This window comes from Pseudomonas sp. LBUM1647 (genome assembly GCF_059716175.1).
Map to the genome: position 1 here is coordinate 5,644,219 of NZ_CP166809.1, position 20,009 is coordinate 5,664,227.

General features: G+C 60.6%; 16 protein-coding genes. 9 read left to right on the top strand and 7 right to left on the bottom strand.

The genetic code is table 11. The features are described 5' to 3' along the window. The first annotated feature begins 204 nt into the window (after positions 1-204). The gene (locus ACA059_RS26035; RefSeq protein WP_497631497.1) at positions 205-1,521 is read left to right on the top strand and encodes an MFS transporter; all 1,317 of its coding nucleotides are present in this window, start codon (positions 205-207) and stop codon (positions 1,519-1,521) included. A 114-nt stretch (positions 1,522-1,635) separates the two neighbouring features. On the opposite strand, the gene purT is transcribed toward ACA059_RS26035, so the two are convergent. The 5 genes from purT to ACA059_RS26060 form a co-directional block, all read right to left on the bottom strand. Continuing rightward, positions 1,636-2,817, bottom strand: a complete 1,182-nt coding sequence (gene purT / locus ACA059_RS26040) for a formate-dependent phosphoribosylglycinamide formyltransferase (protein WP_497631498.1) — start codon at positions 2,815-2,817, stop codon at positions 1,636-1,638. A gap of 99 nt (positions 2,818-2,916) precedes the next feature. Beyond that, on the bottom strand, positions 2,917-3,384 hold the full coding sequence (locus tag ACA059_RS26045) for a preQ0 transporter (RefSeq protein ID WP_497631499.1): 468 nt from the start codon (positions 3,382-3,384) through the stop codon (positions 2,917-2,919). Positions 3,385-3,519: 135 nt separating this feature from the next. Continuing rightward, the gene (locus ACA059_RS26050) at positions 3,520-3,735 is read right to left on the bottom strand and encodes a DUF1289 domain-containing protein (protein WP_497631500.1); all 216 of its coding nucleotides are present in this window, start codon (positions 3,733-3,735) and stop codon (positions 3,520-3,522) included. After that, on the bottom strand, positions 3,732-4,256 hold the full coding sequence (locus tag ACA059_RS26055) for a gamma carbonic anhydrase family protein (protein WP_497631501.1): 525 nt from the start codon (positions 4,254-4,256) through the stop codon (positions 3,732-3,734). The genes ACA059_RS26050 and ACA059_RS26055 overlap by 4 nt, the downstream gene beginning before the upstream one ends. 68 nt (positions 4,257-4,324) lie before the next feature. Further along, on the bottom strand, positions 4,325-4,924 hold the full coding sequence (locus ACA059_RS26060; protein ID WP_056743377.1) for a CoA pyrophosphatase: 600 nt from the start codon (positions 4,922-4,924) through the stop codon (positions 4,325-4,327). Between the two features lie 146 nt (positions 4,925-5,070). Here ACA059_RS26060 and ACA059_RS26065 point away from each other — a divergent pair, with 146 nt between their 5' ends. The 7 genes from ACA059_RS26065 to nagE all read left to right on the top strand — a co-directional run bounded on the left by ACA059_RS26065 (position 5,071) and on the right by nagE (position 13,821). Further along, positions 5,071-5,622 carry an NUDIX hydrolase gene (locus ACA059_RS26065; protein WP_415759255.1) on the top strand — a complete coding sequence of 184 codons (552 nt, stop codon included), beginning with the start codon at positions 5,071-5,073 and terminating at the stop codon, positions 5,620-5,622. Between the two features lie 64 nt (positions 5,623-5,686). Next, positions 5,687-6,190 (top strand): L,D-transpeptidase family protein, encoded by a 504-nt coding sequence (locus ACA059_RS26070; protein WP_497631502.1) that lies wholly within the window; start codon positions 5,687-5,689, stop codon positions 6,188-6,190. A gap of 294 nt (positions 6,191-6,484) precedes the next feature. Further along, a complete protein-coding gene (locus ACA059_RS26075; RefSeq protein WP_033056403.1) occupies positions 6,485-7,216 on the top strand; it encodes a GntR family transcriptional regulator in 732 nt (243 codons plus the stop codon). A gap of 53 nt (positions 7,217-7,269) precedes the next feature. After that, positions 7,270-8,376: an N-acetylglucosamine-6-phosphate deacetylase gene (gene nagA / locus ACA059_RS26080; protein ID WP_497631503.1), complete on the top strand. Its 1,107-nt coding sequence runs from the start codon at positions 7,270-7,272 to the stop codon at positions 8,374-8,376. Next, positions 8,357-9,379, top strand: a complete 1,023-nt coding sequence (locus ACA059_RS26085; RefSeq protein ID WP_497631504.1) for an SIS domain-containing protein — start codon at positions 8,357-8,359, stop codon at positions 9,377-9,379. Before nagA ends, ACA059_RS26085 begins: the two co-directional genes overlap by 20 nt. A gap of 166 nt (positions 9,380-9,545) precedes the next feature. Continuing rightward, positions 9,546-12,062, top strand: a complete 2,517-nt coding sequence (gene ptsP, locus ACA059_RS26090) for a phosphoenolpyruvate--protein phosphotransferase (RefSeq protein WP_497631505.1) — start codon at positions 9,546-9,548, stop codon at positions 12,060-12,062. A 43-nt stretch (positions 12,063-12,105) separates the two neighbouring features. Continuing rightward, a complete protein-coding gene (gene nagE, locus ACA059_RS26095; RefSeq protein ID WP_497631506.1) occupies positions 12,106-13,821 on the top strand; it encodes an N-acetylglucosamine-specific PTS transporter subunit IIBC in 1,716 nt (571 codons plus the stop codon). A 195-nt stretch (positions 13,822-14,016) separates the two neighbouring features. Here nagE and ACA059_RS26100 read toward each other — a convergent pair whose 3' ends face one another. Continuing rightward, positions 14,017-14,328, bottom strand: coding sequence for a YqfO family protein (locus ACA059_RS26100; protein ID WP_140677771.1), 312 nt, complete (start codon positions 14,326-14,328; stop codon positions 14,017-14,019). 5 nt (positions 14,329-14,333) lie between these two features. Next, the gene (gene purL, locus ACA059_RS26105) at positions 14,334-18,230 is read right to left on the bottom strand and encodes a phosphoribosylformylglycinamidine synthase (protein ID WP_497631507.1); all 3,897 of its coding nucleotides are present in this window, start codon (positions 18,228-18,230) and stop codon (positions 14,334-14,336) included. A gap of 274 nt (positions 18,231-18,504) precedes the next feature. Between purL and mltF the strand changes: the two genes are divergently transcribed. Next, positions 18,505-19,965: a membrane-bound lytic murein transglycosylase MltF gene (mltF, locus tag ACA059_RS26110; RefSeq protein WP_497631508.1), complete on the top strand. Its 1,461-nt coding sequence runs from the start codon at positions 18,505-18,507 to the stop codon at positions 19,963-19,965. Positions 19,966-20,009 lie beyond the last annotated feature (44 nt).

Sequence of the window (20,009 nt, forward strand, 5' to 3'; positions counted from 1 at the left end):
TGCATTGCCAGCCCTTAGTCACTTATTGTCATCGCCAGTCCTTGGCCTCTTGTTTGATCGTTAGCCTCCTTCCTATAATCGAGCCGCTTACCCAAGCCCCGCCATACCCAAGTGCTACCCGCACTCCGCGTTAAGCCCACATCCCTGGGTGTTCGACCATAATAATTCGCTCCACTGGGGCACATGACTGTCAGGGATAACCGCATGACGACCAGCACGACTTATAACGACACCGCACCTGCGCAACCGACGAACTCCGCTACCCGCGTGGCGACCGCGAGTTTCATCGGCACCGCCATCGAGTTCTACGACTTTTACGTCTATGCCACGGCCGCTGCGCTGGTGATCGGTCCGGTGTTTTTTCCGCAAACCTCCGGCACGGCCCAGATGCTGTCGGCGTTCCTCACGTTCGGCATCGCCTTCCTGGCTCGACCACTGGGATCGGCGCTTTTCGGCCACTTCGGTGACCGCATCGGGCGCAAATCGACACTGGTTGCCTCGCTGCTTCTGATGGGCGTATGCACCACGCTGATCGGCGTGCTCCCGGGTTACGACAGCATCGGGGCCTGGGCGCCGATCCTGCTTTGCGTGCTGCGCTTCGGCCAGGGCCTGGGGCTCGGCGGTGAATGGGGCGGTGCGGCGTTGCTGGCCACCGAGAATGCACCCAAGGGCAAACGCGCCTGGTATGGCATGTTCCCGCAGCTTGGCCCCTCGATCGGCTTCCTCGCGGCCAATGGGCTGTTTCTGACGCTGGCAATGACCCTGAACGACGAGCAGTTCCGCTCGTGGGGCTGGCGGATTCCGTTCCTGCTCAGTGCCGCGCTAGTGATGGTCGGTCTGTACGTGCGCCTCAAGCTTCACGAAACCCCGGTGTTTGCCAACGCAATGGCTCGCCAGGAGCGGGTGAAGATCCCGCTGGTCGAGCTGTTCAGCCAATATTGGGCGCCGATGTTGCTGGGTGCCGGATCGATGGTCGTGTGCTACGCGCTGTTCTATATCTCGACGGTGTTTTCGCTGAGCTATGGCGTGTCGACACTGGGTTACAGCCGCGAAACCTTCCTCGGGCTGCTGTGCTTCGCCGTATTGTTCATGGCTGCCGCCACCCCGCTGTCCGCCTGGGCCAGTGATCGTTACGGGCGCAAACCGGTGCTGATCATCGGCGGTGTGCTGGCGATTCTGTCCGGCTTCCTGATGGAGCCGCTGCTGACCCAAGGTTCGACCTGGGGCGTGGCGTTGTTCCTGTGCATCGAGCTGTTTCTGATGGGCGTGACGTTTGCGCCGATGGGCGCGCTGCTGCCGGAGCTGTTTCCAACCCACGTGCGTTATACCGGTGCGTCGGCGGCCTACAACCTGGGCGGCATTGTCGGGGCTTCGGCGGCGCCATTCTTCGCACAGAAGCTGGTGGCGATGGGCGGTTTGAGTTATGTCGGCGGGTATGTGTCGGGGGCGGCGGTGCTGAGCTTGATTGCCGTGCTATGCCTGAAGGAAACGCGGCATAACGATTTGAATCGGGTTGCCTGAATCAAAAGCATCGCCAGCAGGCTGGCTCCCACATGGAAACTGGGTGTACACAAAATCTGTGACCAACCAATAACCCTGTGGGAGCTAGCCTGCTAGCGATTGCCGCGCCTCGGTTTACAGCTCGACTACAACAGCCTGAGAAGCACGGGTCGCCTTGGCACGAGCCAATTCGATCGACTCATCACGCGCCAACGCCACACCCATCCGGCGCTGACCATTCACCTCAGGCTTGCCGAACAGACGCAACGCCGTATCCGGTTCGCTCAACGCAGCACCGAGATTGGCGAAAGCCGTCTGAGTCGACTGCCCTTCCACCAGAATCACCGCCGAAGCCGATGGACCGAACTGACGGATCAATGGAATCGGCAGACCCAGAATCGCCCGTGCGTGCAACGCGAACTGCGACAGGTCCTGGGAAATCAACGTCACCAGACCGGTGTCATGTGGACGCGGCGAGACTTCGCTGAACCAGACTTGATCACCTTTGATGAACAGCTCGACACCAAACAAACCACGGCCACCCAAGGCTTCAGTGACGGCTTTGGCAACGCGCTCGGATTCGGCCAGGGCAATCGGGCTCATGGCTTGTGGCTGCCAGGATTCCTGATAGTCGCCCTTCTCCTGACGGTGGCCGACTGGCGCGCAGAACGTAGTGCCGCCCACGTGACGCACGGTCAACAGGGTGATTTCGTAGTCGAAGTCGATAAAGCCTTCGATGATCACGCGGCCTTTACCGGCACGGCCGCCTTCTTGAGCGTAATCCCAAGCCGTCTTCACATCATCGACGCTACGCAGCAGGCTTTGGCCTTTGCCCGACGAGCTCATCACCGGTTTAACCACACATGGGAAGCCGAGGTCTTCGACAGCCTTGCTGTAATCCTCAAAGGTGTCGGCGAAGTGGTACGGCGAGGTCGGCAGGTCCAGCTCTTCGGCGGCCAGGCGACGGATGCCTTCGCGGTTCATGGTCAGCTGCGCGGCGCGAGCAGTCGGGATCACGGTGAAGCCTTCGGCTTCCAGCTCCACGAGGGTCGCGGTGGCAATAGCTTCGATTTCCGGCACGATGAAGTGCGGCTTTTCGGCTTCGATCACGGCACGCAGGGCGGCGCCGTCGAGCATGTTGATCACATGGCTGCGATGGGCTACTTGCATGGCCGGTGCATTGGCGTAGCGATCCACGGCAATCACTTCAACGCCCAGGCGTTGCAGCTCGATCACCACTTCCTTGCCCAACTCGCCACAGCCACACAGCAATACGCGGGTCGCGGTTGGCGACAATGGAGTTCCGATACGGGTCATCTCAGGTCCTCAAGAAGCGGATCATCGAGGGTCGCAACGCCTGGCGCGCTTCCCATGGGGAGAAAGCGCGGCATTTTACATGAACCTGTGGGTTTGGCTTCAGCTGACGACGGCCTGTTTGCGCAAGCGCCAGGCCATGATCAACCACACGGCGGTCACGCCGGCGAACTTCGAGCCCATGGCGGTGAGGATCACGCCAGGAGTGAACGCATCGATCATGCCGAAGAAGATGAAGGTATCGAGGGGAATGCTCAGGGCCGAACTTATCCACAGGCGGTCGTGCAAGGGACGCTTGGTGATGCTGAACACCAGCCAATCGATGCATTCGGACACCGCGAACGCCGTGGCGCTGGCCAGCGCGATGGAGGGATCGGACGTCACATAGGACAACACCAGCGCCGCCAGCATCGCCGCGATCGCGCCATGGCCGAAACGGGTTTGCACCATGTCGCGCAAAACGAACACCAAACCACCCCAGGCCGACCAGATGATGTCCAGGTGCGGAGCGGTGGAAAAGGCGAAGTTGATCAGCACGACGCTGCTGATGTAAGCGATCAGGAAGAGCATGAGGTGGCGGAATACCTGTCAATTTGGCGCACAGGGTACCGTAGGAGCTGACGAGTGCAACGAGGTTGCGATCTTTTGACCTTGTTTTTTAGAGGCAAGATCAAAAGATCGCAGCCTCGTTGCACTCGGCAGCTCCTACAGGTTAGGAGTCTTGCCGATCATCCAGAGTATCCCGCTGGATTTAGCCCGCTCATGACACAACCCCAAGACCTGGCGGCGCTCCTCGTTGTCCATCCGGCTCCAGCGCGTGATCTCTTCCACTGTGCGTTGACACCCGGTGCAAATATCATCCTCGTCCAGCGCGCAGATATTCACGCAAGGCGATCGAACCGGGCGCTCGGGCGTACTCATTCTTCCTGCTCAACCAGATCGCGGGCATAACGTTGCGAGTTATGCACATAGTGAGCAGCGCTGGCCTCCAGCATTTTTTTCTGCGGTTCGGTCAGCTCGCGCACCACTTTGCCGGGGGAGCCCATGACCAGCGAACCGTCTGGAATCACCTTGCCCTCACCGATCAGTGAGTTGGCGCCAATGATGCAGTTCTTGCCGATTTTCGCGCCGTTGAGGATCACCGCGTTAATCCCGATCAAGCTGTAATCGCCCACCGTGCAGCCATGAAGCATGGCGTTATGGCCGATGGTCACGCCGGCGCCGATGGTCAGCGGGTAACCCATGTCGGTGTGCATCACCGTGCCGTCCTGGACGTTGCTGTTCTTGCCGATCAGGATCAGTTCGTTGTCGCCACGCAGCACAGCGTTGAACCAGACGTTGGCGCCCTCTTCCAGTTTGACCTTGCCCACCAGCACGGCATTGGGGGCGACCCAGCTCTGCGGATGGGTTTCGACGCGGGCGTCGCCCAGGCGATATTTCATCTTAGTGTCCTCAAGGCCAGGCTGGCTCACTTGCAAAAAGCGGGGTTCACGCCATACGGGCGATGGCTTCAGGTGTTGATAAACGTCTTGGGTGGCTGATGCAGGCTGATTTTCGCGTCATAGAGCAGGTTGATCAACTCGACGATCATAATCGCCGTCAGGCCCCAGATTTTGTACTCGCCATAACGATAGCTCGGCACGTACCAACTGCGACCCTGGTAATCGATGCGATGGGTGTGTTCGCGCGGATCCTTGCGGAAGAACTCCAGCGGTACGCTGAAGACTGCGGCAATCTCGGCATCGTTGGCCCGGTACTCGACAAAGTCCGGAATCACACCGACATAGGGTGTGACCTTGATGCCGTGCAGGGAGATCAACGGGCTCAGCGGGCCGATCACTTCGACCAGCCCCGGCGGCAGGCCGATTTCTTCTTCGGCTTCGCGCAGGGCGGTGAAAATAAGGTCCGGGTCTTCAGGGTCGCGTCGCCCGCCGGGAAAGGCGACTTCGCCGCCATGGGTCGAGAGCCCGCTGGCGCGCAGGGTCAGAACCAGTTCCGGCTCGTCACTGCGGGTGATGGGCACCAGCACTGCGGCCTCGGGGAAACGTTTATCGGTTTCCAGTGTGCGTGGGGTGTGGTTGCTTACCCGGTGAAGTAGCTCGTCCAGCATGAGTCTTCTCGATTTGTTCTCTACCTCGCATCATGCACCAATCGAACCGACCGCCCAACCCCATAACCACTGCATGTCGCTAAACGACAACTTGCCGACAGACACCGCCGCACGCCAAGATAGGCGCAGCATTCAGGAACCCAAGCATGAAATTTTGCAGTCAGTGCGGCAACCCGGTAACCCAGCGCATTCCAGAGGGCGATTCGCGCCTGCGTTTTGTCTGTGACAGCTGTCAGGCGATTCACTACCAGAACCCCAATATCGTCGCCGGTTGCGTGGCGACCTGGGGCTCCAAGGTCTTGTTGTGCCGCCGCGCCATCGAGCCTCGGCTCGGTTATTGGACCCTGCCCGCCGGCTTCATGGAAAACGGTGAAACCATCGAGCAGGCGGCCATTCGCGAGACGGCCGAAGAAGCCTGCGCGCGGGTGCGCAACCTGAGCATCTATACGTTGATCGACGTGCCGCACATCAGCCAGGTGCATGTGTTCTTCCGCGCCGAGCTGGTGGACCTGGACTTTTCCGCTGGTCCCGAGAGCCTGGAAGTAGCGCTTTTCGAAGAAGCCGACATCCCTTGGTCCGAGCTGGCTTTCCGCACGGTGGGCCGTACCTTAGAATGCTTCTTCGCTGACCGGCGGACCGAGGTCTACCCCGTGCGGTCCGAGTCGATCCCGCCGCTTGCTCAGCCTGCCAACACATAAAGCTCCTTGTTCTAAAATCACCTATAACTAAATAGTCGCGACACCTCTTAGGGATATCGTTTCAATGCGCTGGTTGCTTGCCGTGTTTTGCTTGTTGTTCGTCGCTGTCTCCCAGGCTTCCGTCGCTGAAACCCTGGACGGCAAAGTCATCGAAAAAGTTCTCGTGCTCAAGTCCGCCCACCAATTGCAATTGATCAATGACGGCAAGCCGCTCAAGACCTATCGCATTTCCTTGGGCAAACGCCCCAAGGGGCCGAAGCTGATGGAAGGCGACAAACGCACGCCTGAAGGTTTCTATTGGCTAGACTGGCGCAAGGTCAGCGATAAATTCAATCTGGCGATGCACATCTCCTACCCGAACATCAGCGACTCCGCGCGCTCCCGGCGTGAAGGCGTCGAGCCCGGCAGCATGATCATGATCCACGGCACCCCGGACACTGAAGAAAACCCCGAAGACCTGTTCCACACACTGGACTGGACCGACGGCTGCATTGCCATGCGCAACATGGACATGCGCGAGGTTTGGGGTTTGGTGCCGGACGGCACGATGATCGAAATCCGTCCGTAACGGCTACCTTCGGTCGCTCATCGCAAAATAAATTCAAAAGATCGCAGCCTTCGGCAGCTCCTACCGGGTAGATACCACTCCCATCGGTAGGAGCTGCCGCAGGCTGCGATCTTTGCTTTCAAAACCCCCACCTCTAATACCACTTAAAACCAATCATGCTTTCAGCCATCCGGCAGGGCAAGCTTTTGCGCGCCTTGAGCAAAGTGGTCTCATTGACATGGTATTTAAGTGGTATTAGGTTTCATCCCACCACCGGGCGACAACACTCCAATATCCGCATCGGACCAAACCTACATGAATGACCTCCAGGCCCTACGCCCTGACGACACCCAGCCCACGCCGTTGTACCTGCAACTGGCGCGCAATCTGGAAGCGGCGATCCATGCCGGCCAGTGGAAAGCCGAACAGGCCATGCCGTCGGAGCGCAACCTCAGCGAAATGCTGGGCATCTCCCGCGTCACCGCCCGCAAGGCGCTGGAAGTTCTGTTCGAGCAAGGCCTGATTCGTCGCAACCAGGGTTCCGGCACCTTTATCACCCCGCGCCTGGAACAACCGCTGTCTCGCCTCTCGGGTTTCAGCGAGATGCTGCGCCTGAAAGGCTTCGTCCCCGGCTCGCAATGGCTGGAGCGTGAAATCACTCCGCCGACCCACGAAGAACTGATCCGCCTGGGCCTCTCGCCGAACGACAAGGTCGCGCGGCTCAAGCGTCTGCGTAAAGCCGACGACACGGTGATGGCGATCGAGATGAGCACCCTGCCCGCCTCGATCATTCCCAAGCCGCAAGCCGTGGGCGACTCCCTGTACGAATACCTCGACAGCATCGGCAAGCCGATCGTCCGCGCCCTGCAGCACATTCAGGCGATCAACGCCTCGGATGAATTCGCCGCCCTGGTGGGCATCGCCCCCGGCACCGCCATGCTGCTGATGACCCGGGTCGGTTACCTGGAAGACAACACGCCGATCGAAGTCACCGACACCTATTGCCGCAACGACTACTACGACTTTGTCGCAGAGCTTCGTAGATAAAAGGCTCCGTCGATAAAGAGCTTCGTTGCCAAACGAGCAAACGAGAACCGATCATGTCCGAAGACAACATCCTCACCGCCCACGGCTGGGTTCGCGGCCGGCTGATTCACGAACACGGCAAGGTCGTGTCGATCGAAGGCCAACCGTGCGATCCGGCCGACAACGACCTGCCTTACCTGCTGCCGGGTTTCATCGACCTGCACGTTCATGGCGGCGGCGGCAAAGACATCATGGAAGGTGCGCCAGCTTTCGAGACCATCACCAAAACCCACGTGCGTTTCGGCACGACGTCGCTGCTGGCGACCACTATGACCGCGCCGCCTGCAGAAATTTCCAGCGTGCTCAAAGCCGTCGGCGAATATTGCGAACAGCGCCCGAAAGGCAGCGCCCGAGTCCTCGGCGTGCACCTCGAAGGCCCGTACATCAACCCCGGTAAACTCGGCGCCCAACCGAATTTCGCCCACACCGCATTGATGGCCGAAGTCGAAGAATATCTGGCACTGGCGCCGATCCGGGTGATCACCATTGCCCCGGAAATCGCCGGCCACGACGCCTTGATCCGTGACCTCAGCGCTCGCGGTGTGCGGATGCAAATCGGCCACACCCTCGGCAGCTACGAGGAAGGTGTTGCCGCGCTGAACGCCGGCGCCAGCAGTTTCACCCACCTCTACAACGCCATGAGCTCGCTGCATCACCGCGAGCCAGGCATCGTCGGCGCGGCACTGGCTCACGCCAAATACGCCGAACTGATTCCGGATTTGCTGCACGTGCACCCCGGCGCCATCCGCGTGGCCCTGCGCTCAATCCCGTGCCTGTATTGCGTCACCGACTCCACCGCCGCTGCCGGCATGCCCGACGGTGAGTACAAGCTCGGCAGCCACACCGTGACCAAATGCCTGGGCGGTGTGCGCTTGCCCGACGGCACTCTGGCCGGCAGCACCCTGACCATGGATCAGGCCCTGCGCAATCTGGTGAAGATCGGTTTGCCGATCGCCGAGGCCTCGCAACGTCTTTCGCAATTCCCCGCCGACTACCTCGGCCTCACCGAACGCGGGCGCCTGCAACCCGGTGCCTGGGCCGACTGCGTGCGGCTCGATCGCTCACTCACACTGACCGCCGTCATGGTCGAAGGAGAAGACATTGACTTCAAAAATGCTTGAAGAGGCGCTGTCCTCATTCGAGGCCGTGCAAGCCCAATTGCAGCAACTCGACCCGCAGATGATCGAGATCGCCGCGCGCCTGCGCCGTCAGCCGCCGCAAGTGGCGATGACCGTGGCCCGTGGCAGCTCCGATCATGCCGCCAGTTACTTCGCCTACCTGACCATGCAGCAATTGGGCTTCCCGGTGGCGTCGCTGCCGATGTCAGTAGTGACCATGCTACAAGCGCCGTTGAAGGTCAGTGGCCAAGTGGCGTTCGCCTTCTCGCAGTCCGGCCAAAGTCCCGACCTGGTGAACAGCATGCGTCTGCTGCGCAAGCGCGGCGCCCTGAGCATCTCGATGGTCAACGCCGAGAGTTCGCCGCTGGAGGCCGCGTGTGAGTTCAGCTTGCCGCTGTGTGCCGGCACCGAAAGCAGCGTCGCCGCGACCAAGAGTTTTATCGCCACCCTCAGCGCCAGCGCCCGTCTGATCGCCCTCTGGAAAGAGGACGTGGAATTGCTGGAGGCCGGCCTCGCGCTGCCAGAAGGTTTGCGCGAGGCGGCGAAACAGGACTGGAGTCTGGCCATCGATGCCTTGCGCGATTGCCAGCGCCTGATGGTGATTGGCCGTGGCGCCGGTTTCGCCATCGCCCAGGAAGCCGCGTTGAAATTCAAGGAAACCTCGGCGATCCAGGCCGAAGCCTTCAGCAGCGCCGAGGTCCGTCACGGCCCGATGGCGTTGATCGACGAAAATTATCCACTGCTGATCTTCGCCCCTCGCGGCGCCGAGCAGGCCGGTTTGCTGAGCCTCGCCGCCGACATGCGCCAGCGCGGTGCCCGCGTATTGCTGGCCGCACCGGATGACATTACCGAACGCGACCTCACCCTGACCCGCGCCGAGCACCCGGCCCTCGACCCGATTCTGGCCATCCAGAGTTTCTACGTCATGGCCGCCGGTTTGGCTGTGGCCCGAGGCATGGACCCGGACCAGCCGCGGCACTTGAGCAAAGTGACGCGCACCCACTAACAGCCCCCTGTAGGAGCTGTCGAGTGAAACGAGGCTGCGATCTTTTGATCTTGCCTTTGAAAAACAAAATCAAAAGATCGCAGCCTCGTTTCACTCGACAGCTCCTACAAGAGAGGGGCCGGGCGAGTTGATCCGAACCGTAGTTTTTTACTGATGAGACCGAGCCATGCACAACAATAATAAAGAGCTGACCCTCAGCGCCCCGCTCAGCGGCCCGGTGCTGACGCTCGCCAAAGTCCCGGACCCGGTGTTCGCCAGCGGCGCCATGGGCGACGGGATCGCCATCGATCCGCTGAACGACACCCTCCACGCCCCGTGCGCCGGCGTCGTGGTGCACGTCGCGCGCACCGGCCACGCCATCACCTTGCGTGCCGACAACGGTGCCGAATTGCTGCTGCACCTGGGCCTCGACACGGTCGAGCTGCAGGGCGAAGGCTTCTCGATGCTGGTCAAGGAAGGTGCGCGGGTCAGCAACGGCCAGCCGCTGTTGCGCTATGACCTGGACAAGGTCGCGCAGCAGTGCAAAAGCCTCGTCAGTTTGATGATCCTGACCAACAGCCAGGACTTTCAGGCGCGGCCGATCACGCTGAAGCCGGTGAAAGTTGGCGAGCCATTGCTGCACATCATTCGTCGGCACGCGTCGGGGGCGCAGGCTGAAGCGGAGCTCTCCGGGGAAGAAATTCATGGCTACGTTCGCATCGCCCATCGTGGCGGTTTGCATGCTCGTCCGGCAGCGCTGATTCGTCAGACAGCGCAAGGTTTCAAGAGCAAATCGCAACTGCATTTCGCTGGCAAATCGGCGACCTGCGACAGCTTGATCGGACTGATGGGTTTGGCCATCGGCGAGCAGGACGAGGTTCAGGTCAGTTGCCAGGGCCCGGACGCCGAAGCCGCGTTGCAAGCGTTGCTGATCGCGTTATCCACAGCGCTGGCCGAAGACAGCCACGCCGCCGCGCCGACACCGATTGCCCGACGCACTCGATCTGCCGAAGCGGGCGTGCTGCACGGTGTTTGTGCAGCTCCCGGTTTGGTTGGCGGGCCGTTGTTCCGCTTGACCGCCATCAGCCTGCCGGTGGATGCCGGCAATCATGATCCCGAGCAACAGCTGCTCGTTCTCGACACCGCGTTGACCGTTGTGCGCAGTGAAATCGACCACACGCTGGCCCAAGCCAGGAAACATAAAAACATCGACGAAGAAGCGATCTTCGCCGCGCACCTCGCCTTGCTCGAAGATCCGGCGTTGCTGAACGCTGCGAACACTTCCATCGACCAGGGCATGGCCGCGACCCATGCCTGGAGCCAATCAATCGACGTGCAGTGCGAGGTGCTCCAGCAACTCGGCAGCCCGCTGCTGGCAGAGCGCGCCAACGATCTGTGCGACCTCAAACAACGCGTGCTGCGTGCCCTGCTCGGCGAAACCTGGCACTACGACGTGCCGGCCGGCGCCATCGTCGCCGCGCATGAACTGACGCCGTCCGATCTGCTGCAACTGAGCCAGCAAGGTGTCGCCGGGTTGTGCATGGCCGAGGGCGGCGCGACTTCCCACGTGGCGATTCTCGCTCGCGGCAAAGGCTTGCCGTGCATGGTTGCATTGGGTTCGACGCTGCTGGATCAGCAGCAAGGCCAAGCGGTTGTGCTGGATGCCGATGGCGGTCGCCTCGAACTGATGCCAAATGCCGAACGTTTGGCCGAAGTGCATCAGGCACAACTCGATCATCAACAGCGCCGCGCCGAGCAACTGGCTCAGGCTCACACCCCGGCGCTGACGCTCGACGGTTTGCAGATTGAAGTCGCCGCCAATGTGGCCTCCAGCGCTGAAGCGGTTGATGCCTTGGCCAATGGCGCCGACGGCGTCGGCTTGCTGCGTACTGAGTTTCTGTTTGTGGATCGCAACATCGCACCGGACGAAGAGGAGCAGCGCGCCGCCTATCAAGCCGTGCTCGACGCCATGGGCGACAAGTCGGTGATCATCCGCACCATCGACGTCGGCGGCGACAAACAACTCGACTACCTGCCGCTGCCAGCTGAGGCCAATCCAGTGCTCGGCCTGCGCGGTATTCGCCTGGCTCAGGTCCGCCCGGAAATCCTCGATCAGCAATTGCGCGCGCTGCTGCACGTCAGTCCACTGTCGCGCTGTCGGATCCTGTTGCCGATGGTGACCGAAGTCGATGAGTTGCTGCACATCCGCCAGCGTCTCGACGCGTTGTGCACTGAACTCGGTGTGCTTGAACGTCCAGAGCTGGGCGTGATGATTGAAGTCCCGGCCGCCGCGCTGCTGGCCGAGCAACTGGCCGAACATGCGGACTTCCTGTCCATCGGCACCAACGATTTGTCGCAATACACCCTGGCCATGGACCGCGACCACGCCGGCCTCGCTTCGCGGGTCGACGCCATGCACCCGGCATTGCTGCGATTGATCGCCCAGACCTGCGCGGGTGCTGCGGTGCATAACCGTTGGGTCGGTGTCTGCGGCGCGCTCGCCTCCGATCCGCTGGCCACGCCGGTTTTGATTGGCCTGGGCGTCAGCGAGTTGTCGGTCAGCCCGGTGCAGATCGGTGAAATCAAGGACCGCGTCCGCCACCTGGACGCAAGCGAATGCCGACGCATCAACCACGACCTGCTCAAGTTGAGCAGCGCCGCTGCGGTGCGTCACGCCTGTCACCAGCAATGGCCTCTGAGCTGAACAACAACAGCTCTAAAACAAAAAGAACACAGGGAGAACCGCCATGTACCAATACTTCATCGAAGGCCTGCAGCGCCTCGGCCGCGCGCTGATGCTGCCGATCGCGATCCTGCCGATCGCTGGCCTGTTGCTGCGTCTGGGTGACACCGACCTGCTGAACATCGCAATCATCCACGACGCCGGCCAAGTCATCTTCGCCAACCTGGCGATGATCTTCGCCATCGGCATCGCGGTCGGTTTCGCCAAGGACAACAACGGCACCGCAGGCCTCGCCGGGGTGATTGGCTACCTGGTGATGATCTCCACCCTCAAGGTGCTCGACGCGAGCATCAACATGGGCATGCTCGCCGGGATCGTCAGCGGCTTGATGGCGGGCGCGCTGTACAACCGTTTCAAGGACATCAAACTGCCGGAGTACCTGGCGTTCTTTGGCGGCCGGCGCTTCGTGCCGATTGTCACCGGGTTCGCCGCCGTCGGCCTGGGCGTCATCTTTGGCTTGATCTGGCCGCCGATCCAACACGGCATCAACAGCTTCGGCACGTTGATGATGGAAAGCGGCAGCTTCGGCGCGTTCGTCTTCGGCGTGTTCAACCGCCTGCTGATCGTCACCGGGCTGCACCACATCCTCAACAACATGGCGTGGTTCGTCTTCGGTAACTTTACCGACCCGACCACGGGCGCCATCGTCACCGGCGACTTGTCGCGCTACTTCGCCGGTGACCCGAAGGGCGGCCAGTTCATGACCGGCATGTTCCCAATGATGATCTTCGGTCTGCCCGCCGCGTGCCTGGCGATGTACCGCAATGCTTTGCCGGAACGCCGCAAGGTCATGGGCGGGATCTTTCTGTCGATGGCGCTGACGTCATTTTTGACGGGAGTGACTGAGCCAATCGAATTCGCCTTCATGTTCCTCGCGCCGCTGCTTTATCTAGTGCATGCGTTGCTGACTGGGCTGTCGATGGCGATCACCAACCTGCTGAACATTCACCTCGGGTTTACGTTTTCCGGTGGTTTGATCGACATGATTCTCGGCTGGGGAAAATCCACCAACGGCTGGTTGATGGTACCGGTCGGCCTGGCGTATGCGTTGATCTACTACGTGGTGTTTGATTTCTGCATTCGTCGGTTCAACTTGAAGACGCCGGGGCGTGAAGATGTTCTGAATGGCGACAAAGTAGTCGTCGCTGAGAATGAACGGGCCGGGGCTTACATCAAGGCGCTGGGTGGTGCGCAGAATTTGATCACCGTGGGTGCGTGCACCACTCGGTTGCGGCTGGACATGGTGGATCGCAACAAGGCAAACGATGCGGAGTTGAAAGCACTGGGTGCGATGGCGGTTGTGCGTCCGGGCAAGGGTGGGAGTTTGCAGGTAGTGGTCGGGCCGATGGCGGACAGCATTGCCGATGAGATTCGCTTGGCGATGCCTGCGTTGGGGCGCGCGATAATTTCCTCCCCCGCTGCGGTGATCGATGCGCCGAAACCTGCTGCGGTGGCGAATTCAGAAGCACAGCAATGGCTGAACGCTTTGGGTGGCGGCGAGAACGTGTTGCAGATGGATTGCATCGCCATGACCCGAATTCGATTGCAACTGGCGGATGGCAAGGCGTTGTCGGAGTGTGATTTGAAAACGCTGGGTTGCCAGGGTGTGAGTCAGTTGGAGGGAGGGATTTGGCACCTGTTGGTTGGCGACAAGGCTCCGATGTTGAGTGATGCGTTGGATGCGTTGGTTAATCGCAGTGAGGTGAGTGCCAAGGTTTAACCCACGCCCTCTGTAGGAGCTGTCGAGTGAAACGAGGCTGCGATCTTTTGATCTTGAAAAATCAAAATCAAAAGATCGCAGCCTCGTTTCACTCGACAGCTCCTACAAGGGGGGTGTGCATTCATTGATTGTTCAGGCAACAAAAAACCCGCTGAAGGCAAATTCAGCGGGTTTCTCATTTCAGCGGCAGGCAGATCAAAAATCCTCCAACCGCCATACCTCATAAGCCGGCGTCTCGTAGGGATGACTCTGCTTCAGAGCCATCACCACAGAACGAATCAACTCGTTACTGACCACAAGCTCAACCTTCCATTCCTCAACCTGCTCGACCTGCCCCGCTTCACCAATAAACGGCTGACTGCCGTCCAATGGGCGAAACTGGCCGAGGCCGAGCACTTGCCAGGCGCAATGGTCGTATGCGCCGATCCGTCCGCCACCGGCGGCGAACACAGCACTTTTGACCTGTTCCACATGACTGGCCGGAACAAAAAAACTGAGCTTGTACACGGCGCTTAGTTAACCCAGACGCGCGCATTACGGAACATACGCATCCAAGGTGCGTCTTCGTTCCAGTCTTCCGAACGCCACGAGTTCTGCACCGCGCGGAACACACGCTCCGGGTGAGGCATCATGATCGTCACGCGACCGTCGCGGCTGGTCAAACCGGTGATCCCGCGCGGCGAACCGTTCGGGTTGGCCGGGTAGTTTTCGGTGACCTTGCCGTGGTTGTCGACAAAACGCATCGCCACGCAACCCGACAGATCAGCTTCCAGCAACGCTTCTTCGCTGGCGAACTCGGCATGACCTTCACCGTGAGCAATGGCGATAGGCATACGCGAACCGGCCATGCCTTGCAGGAAGATCGAGTTCGATTCCTGAACCTGAACCATCGCCACGCGCGCTTCGAACTGCTCGGAACGGTTACGCACAAAGTGCGGCCAGAACTCGCTGCCCGGGATCAGCTCGTGCAGGTTGGACATCATCTGGCAACCGTTGCACACGCCGAGGGTGAAGCTGTCGTTACGTTCGAAGAAGCCCTGGAACGCATCGCGAGCACGGCTGTTGAACAGCGCAGACTTGGCCCAGCCTTCGCCGGCGCCGAGAACGTCGCCGTAGGAAAAACCGCCGCAAGCGACCAGACCTTTGAACTCGTTCAGGTCGACACGGCCGGCCAGAATGTCGCTCATGTGCACGTCGATCGCGTTGAAACCGGCGCGGTCGAACGCGGCCGCCATTTCCACCTGACCGTTGACGCCCTGCTCACGCAGCACGGCAACCTGTGGGCGGATGCCTTTCTTGATATAAGGCGCGGCGACGTCCTGGTTGACGTCGTAGCTGAGCTTGACGCTCAGGCCCGGGTTGTCTTCTTCCAGCAGCACGTCGAACTCTTGTTCGGCGCAGTCGGCGTTATCACGCAGACGCTGGATCTGGTAGCTGGTTTCAGCCCACTGACGTTGCAGCAAACGACGCTGACCTTCGAATACGGTTTCGCCGTTGAAGGTGATGTTGATCTGGCCGTTGTTCATCGGCTGACCAATCACCGACACGCACTCGCCCAAGCCGGCAGCGCTGAATTGCGCGAGGATGTCCGGGGTCGCGTCCTGGCGAACCTGGATCACGGCGCCCAGTTCTTCGTTGAACAGGATTGCGGCGATGTCGGCGGAGGTTTCTGCCAGACCGTCGAGGTTCAGGCTCAGACCGCAGTGGCCGGCGAAGGCCATTTCCACGGTGCTGGTCAACAGACCACCGTCGGAACGGTCGTGGTAAGCCAGCAGGTGACCGTCGGCGTTGAGGCCCTGGATCACGGCGAAGAAAGCTTTGAGGTCTTCGGCATCGTCGACGTCCGGCGCTTGCGAACCGAGCTTGCCGTGTACCTGGGCCAGGATCGAGGCGCCCATGCGGTTCTGGCCACGGCCCAGGTCGATCAGGATCAGGTCGGTGGTGCCCTTGTCCATGCGCAGTTCCGGCGTCAGGGTCTGACGGATGTCAGCCACAGGCGCGAAACCGGTCACGATCAGGGACATCGGCGACGTCACGGTCTTGTCGACGCCTTCGTCGTTCCAGCGGGTGGCCATGGACATGGAGTCCTTGCCCACCGGAATGGTAATGCCCAGCTCTGGGCACAACTCCATGCCGACCGCTTTAACGGTGTCGTACAGACGCGCGTCTTCGCCTGGGTGACCGGCAGCGGACATCCAGTTGGCCGACAGTTTGATGTCGGAGATTTTGTTGATGCGCGAAGCCGCGATGTTGGTCAGGGTTTCGCCGATGGCCATACGGCCCGATGCCGGAGCGTCCAGCAGTGCCAGCGGAGTACGCTCGCCCATGGCCATGGCTTCACCGGTGTACACGTCAAAGCTGGTGGCGGTGACGGCAACGTCGGCTACCGGAACCTGCCACGGGCCGACCATCTGATCACGGGCCACGAGGCCGGTGATGGTGCGGTCGCCGATGGTGATCAGGAAACTTTTGCTGGCCACGGCCGGGTGATGCAGAACGCGTTCGACGCAGTCTGCGATCTCCAGGGTCGACGGATCGAAATCGTCGCCCAGTTCGTTTTCGCGAACGGCCGAACGGTGCATGCGCGGGGCTTTGCCCAACAGCACTTCCAGTGGCATGTCCACCGGGCTGTTGCCGAAGTGACTGTCGGTGACGGTCAGTTGCGGCTCGGCGGTGGCTTCGCCGACGACCGCGAACGGGCAACGCTCGCGCTCGCAGATCGCCTGGAAGCGTTCGAAGTCAGCCGGACCGACCGCAAGAACGTAGCGTTCCTGGGATTCGTTACTCCAGATTTCGTGCGGGGCCATGCCCGGCTCGTCGTTTGGAATGTTGCGCAGTTCGAAGCGACCGCCACGGTTGCCGTCGTTGACCAGTTCCGGGAAGGCGTTGGACAGACCGCCCGCACCTACGTCATGGATGAAGCTGATCGGGTTCTTGTCACCCAACTGCCAGCAACGGTCGATGACTTCCTGGCAGCGGCGTTCCATTTCCGGGTTTTCGCGCTGTACCGAAGCGAAGTCCAGGTCTGCCGAGCTGGTGCCGGTGGCCATGGAGGAAGCCGCGCCGCCGCCCAGACCGATCAGCATCGCCGGGCCGCCGAGGACGATCAGCTTGGAGCCGACGGTGATCTCGGCTTTCTGTACGTGTTCGGCACGGATATTACCCATGCCGCCGGCCAGCATGATCGGCTTGTGGTAACCGCGAACTTCGTCGCCACGCGGGGTGGTGATCGACTGTTCGAAGGTACGGAAGTAACCGGTCAGGGCTGGACGACCGAATTCGTTGTTGAACGCGGCACCACCCAGTGGGCCTTCGATCATGATGTCCAGCGCGGTAACGATGCGCTCAGGCTTGCCGTACGGCACTTCCCACGGCTGTTCGAAGCCCGGGATTTGCAGGTTGGACACGGTGAAACCCGTCAGGCCAGCCTTAGGCTTGGCACCGCGACCGGTTGCGCCTTCGTCGCGAATCTCGCCGCCACTACCGGTGGCTGCACCCGGGAACGGGGCAATCGCGGTCGGGTGGTTGTGCGTCTCGACTTTCATCAGGATGTGCACCGGTTCCTGTACCGCACCGTACTGGCGGGTTTCAGGGTCCGGGAAGAAACGGCCGGCAACGTTGCCGACGATCACCGAAGCGTTGTCCTTATAAGCAGACAGAACGCCTTCGCTGTGCATCACGTAGGTGTTCTTGATCATGCCGAACAGGCTTTTTTCCTGGCTCTGACCGTCGATGTCCCAACTGGCGTTGAAAATCTTGTGACGGCAGTGCTCGGAGTTCGCCTGGGCGAACATCATCAGTTCGATGTCGTGCGGGTTGCGCTTGAGGCCGACGAAGGCGTTGACCAGGTAGTCGATTTCGTCTTCGGCCAGGGCCAGGCCCAGCTCGGTGTTGGCTTTTTCCAGCGCGGCGCGGCCGCCACCCAACACGTCGATCGCGGTCAGCGGTTTCGGCTCGGCATGGCTGAACAGGCCGGCGGCTTGTTCAAGGTTGCCGAGGACGATTTGGGTCATGCGGTCGTGCAGCGCATCGGAGATCAGTTGCACTTCGACGTCGCTGAATTGGCCGGCGACGTAGAACGCGATGCCGCGTTCCAGGCGCTGGATTTTCGTCAGGCCGCAGTTGCGAGCGATGTCGCTGGCTTTACTGGACCATGGCGAGATGGTGCCGAAACGCGGCAACACCAGGAACAGACGACCGGTCGGCTCTTGTACCGGAACACTTGGGCCGTACTTCAGAAGGCGCGCGAGCACCTGCTGTTCGTCGCCGGTCAGGACGCCGGTAACTTCGGCGAAGTGAGCGAATTCAGCATACAAGCCACTGACAGCCGGAACTTTCTGGCTCAGTTGCTCAAGGAGTTTGCTGTGGCGAAAGGCAGAAAGGGCAGGAGCGCCGCGCAGGATCAACATCTTCGGGACAGCCTCGGGAAGGGGTGTGCTTTGAGGCCGTGCATTCTAGCCTAAACAGGCCGCGACATCACCCGAAACGGTACGGGCGGCTGCACCCGGGCGTCGGGCCGGGTGTTCGGACAGCAATCAGGTGCGCGCCGAGCGTTATTTTTTCTGTCACAAAATGCTGCTCGGGCCCATTCCTGTGGGCTCCGGCGCGGTTTTCAGTTGCCTAGCAGACAAGCCCTTCGCTGTCGAGATATGGCGCTCGTGGTCCTTTGCGTATACTGCGCAGATGTTTTCCCCAACGGCTTTGCGTCCGCGGTTCGCCAAATGGCTGATCGCAACCGGACTCTTCCTGGTGCTCAGTGGCTGTGTTGATAAACCCAACACGCTGGAGCGCGTAAAGGAGGATGGCGTGCTGCGGGTGGTTACCCGTAACAGCCCCGCCACCTACTTTCAGGATCGCAACGGTGAAACCGGCTTCGAATACGAGCTGGTGAAGCGCTTCGCCGACGATCTGGGGGTGGAACTCAAAATCGAAACCGCCGATAACCTCGACGACCTGTTTAATCAGGTGGGCAAACCCAACGGCCCGGTGATCGCTGCTGCCGGTCTGGTCAGCAGCGACAAACGCAAACAGCAGGTGCGGTTTTCCCACTCTTACCTCGAAGTCACCCCGCAGATCATCTATCGCAACGGCCAATCGCGGCCGACCGACGCGAAGGATCTGGTGGGCAAGAAGATCATGGTGCTCAAGGGCAGCACCCACGCCGAGCAATTGGCGGAGCTGAAAAAGAAGTATCCCGGCATTGAATATGAAGAGTCCGACGCCGTTGAAGTCGTCGACTTGCTGCGGATGGTCGATGAAGATCAGATAGACCTGACCCTGGTCGATTCAAACGAAGTCGCGATGAACCAGGTCTACTTCCCCAACGTGCGGGTAGCCTTCGACCTCGGGGACGCCAGCAACCAGAGCTGGGCAGTGGCCGCTGGCGACGACAACAGCTTGCTCAACGAGATCAACGACTACCTCGACAAGGTGAAGAAAAACGGCACCCTGCAACGCCTGAAAGACCGCTATTACGGGCATGTCGATGTACTGGGTTACATGGGCGCCACCACCTTCGCCCAACACTTGCAGCAACGTCTGCCCAAATACGAACAGCACTTCAAGGCGTACGCCAAGAAAGAGAAAGTCGATTGGCGCCTGCTCGCCGCGGTCGGCTATCAGGAATCGCTATGGCAAGCGGCCGTCACGTCGAAAACCGGCGTGCGCGGCCTGATGATGCTGACCCAGAACACCGCGCAGGCCATGGGCGTGTCCAATCGACTGGACCCCAAACAAAGCATCATGGGTGGCGCCAAGTACCTGGCCTACATGAAAGATCAGCTGGATGAGTCGATCCAGGAGCCGGATCGCACATGGTTTGCACTGGCAGCCTACAACGTTGGCAGCGGCCACCTGGATGACGCGCGCAAACTGGCGGCCAAGGAAGGACTGAACCCGGACAAGTGGCTGGACGTGAAAAAGATCCTGCCGCGCCTGTCCGAGAAGAAGTGGTTCAGCAAAACCCGTTACGGCTATGCCCGTGGCGGCGAACCGGTTCACTTCGTGGCGAACATCCGCCGCTACTACGACATCCTGACGTGGGTGACACAGCCGCAGTTGGAAGGCAATCAGGTCGCCGAGGGCAACCTGCATGTGCCGGGGGTCGACAAGACCAAGCCGAATCAGGAAACCCCTCAGCTCTGACACCGCGGGGCCTGTGTAAAAAAAGATCGCAGCCTTCGGCAGCT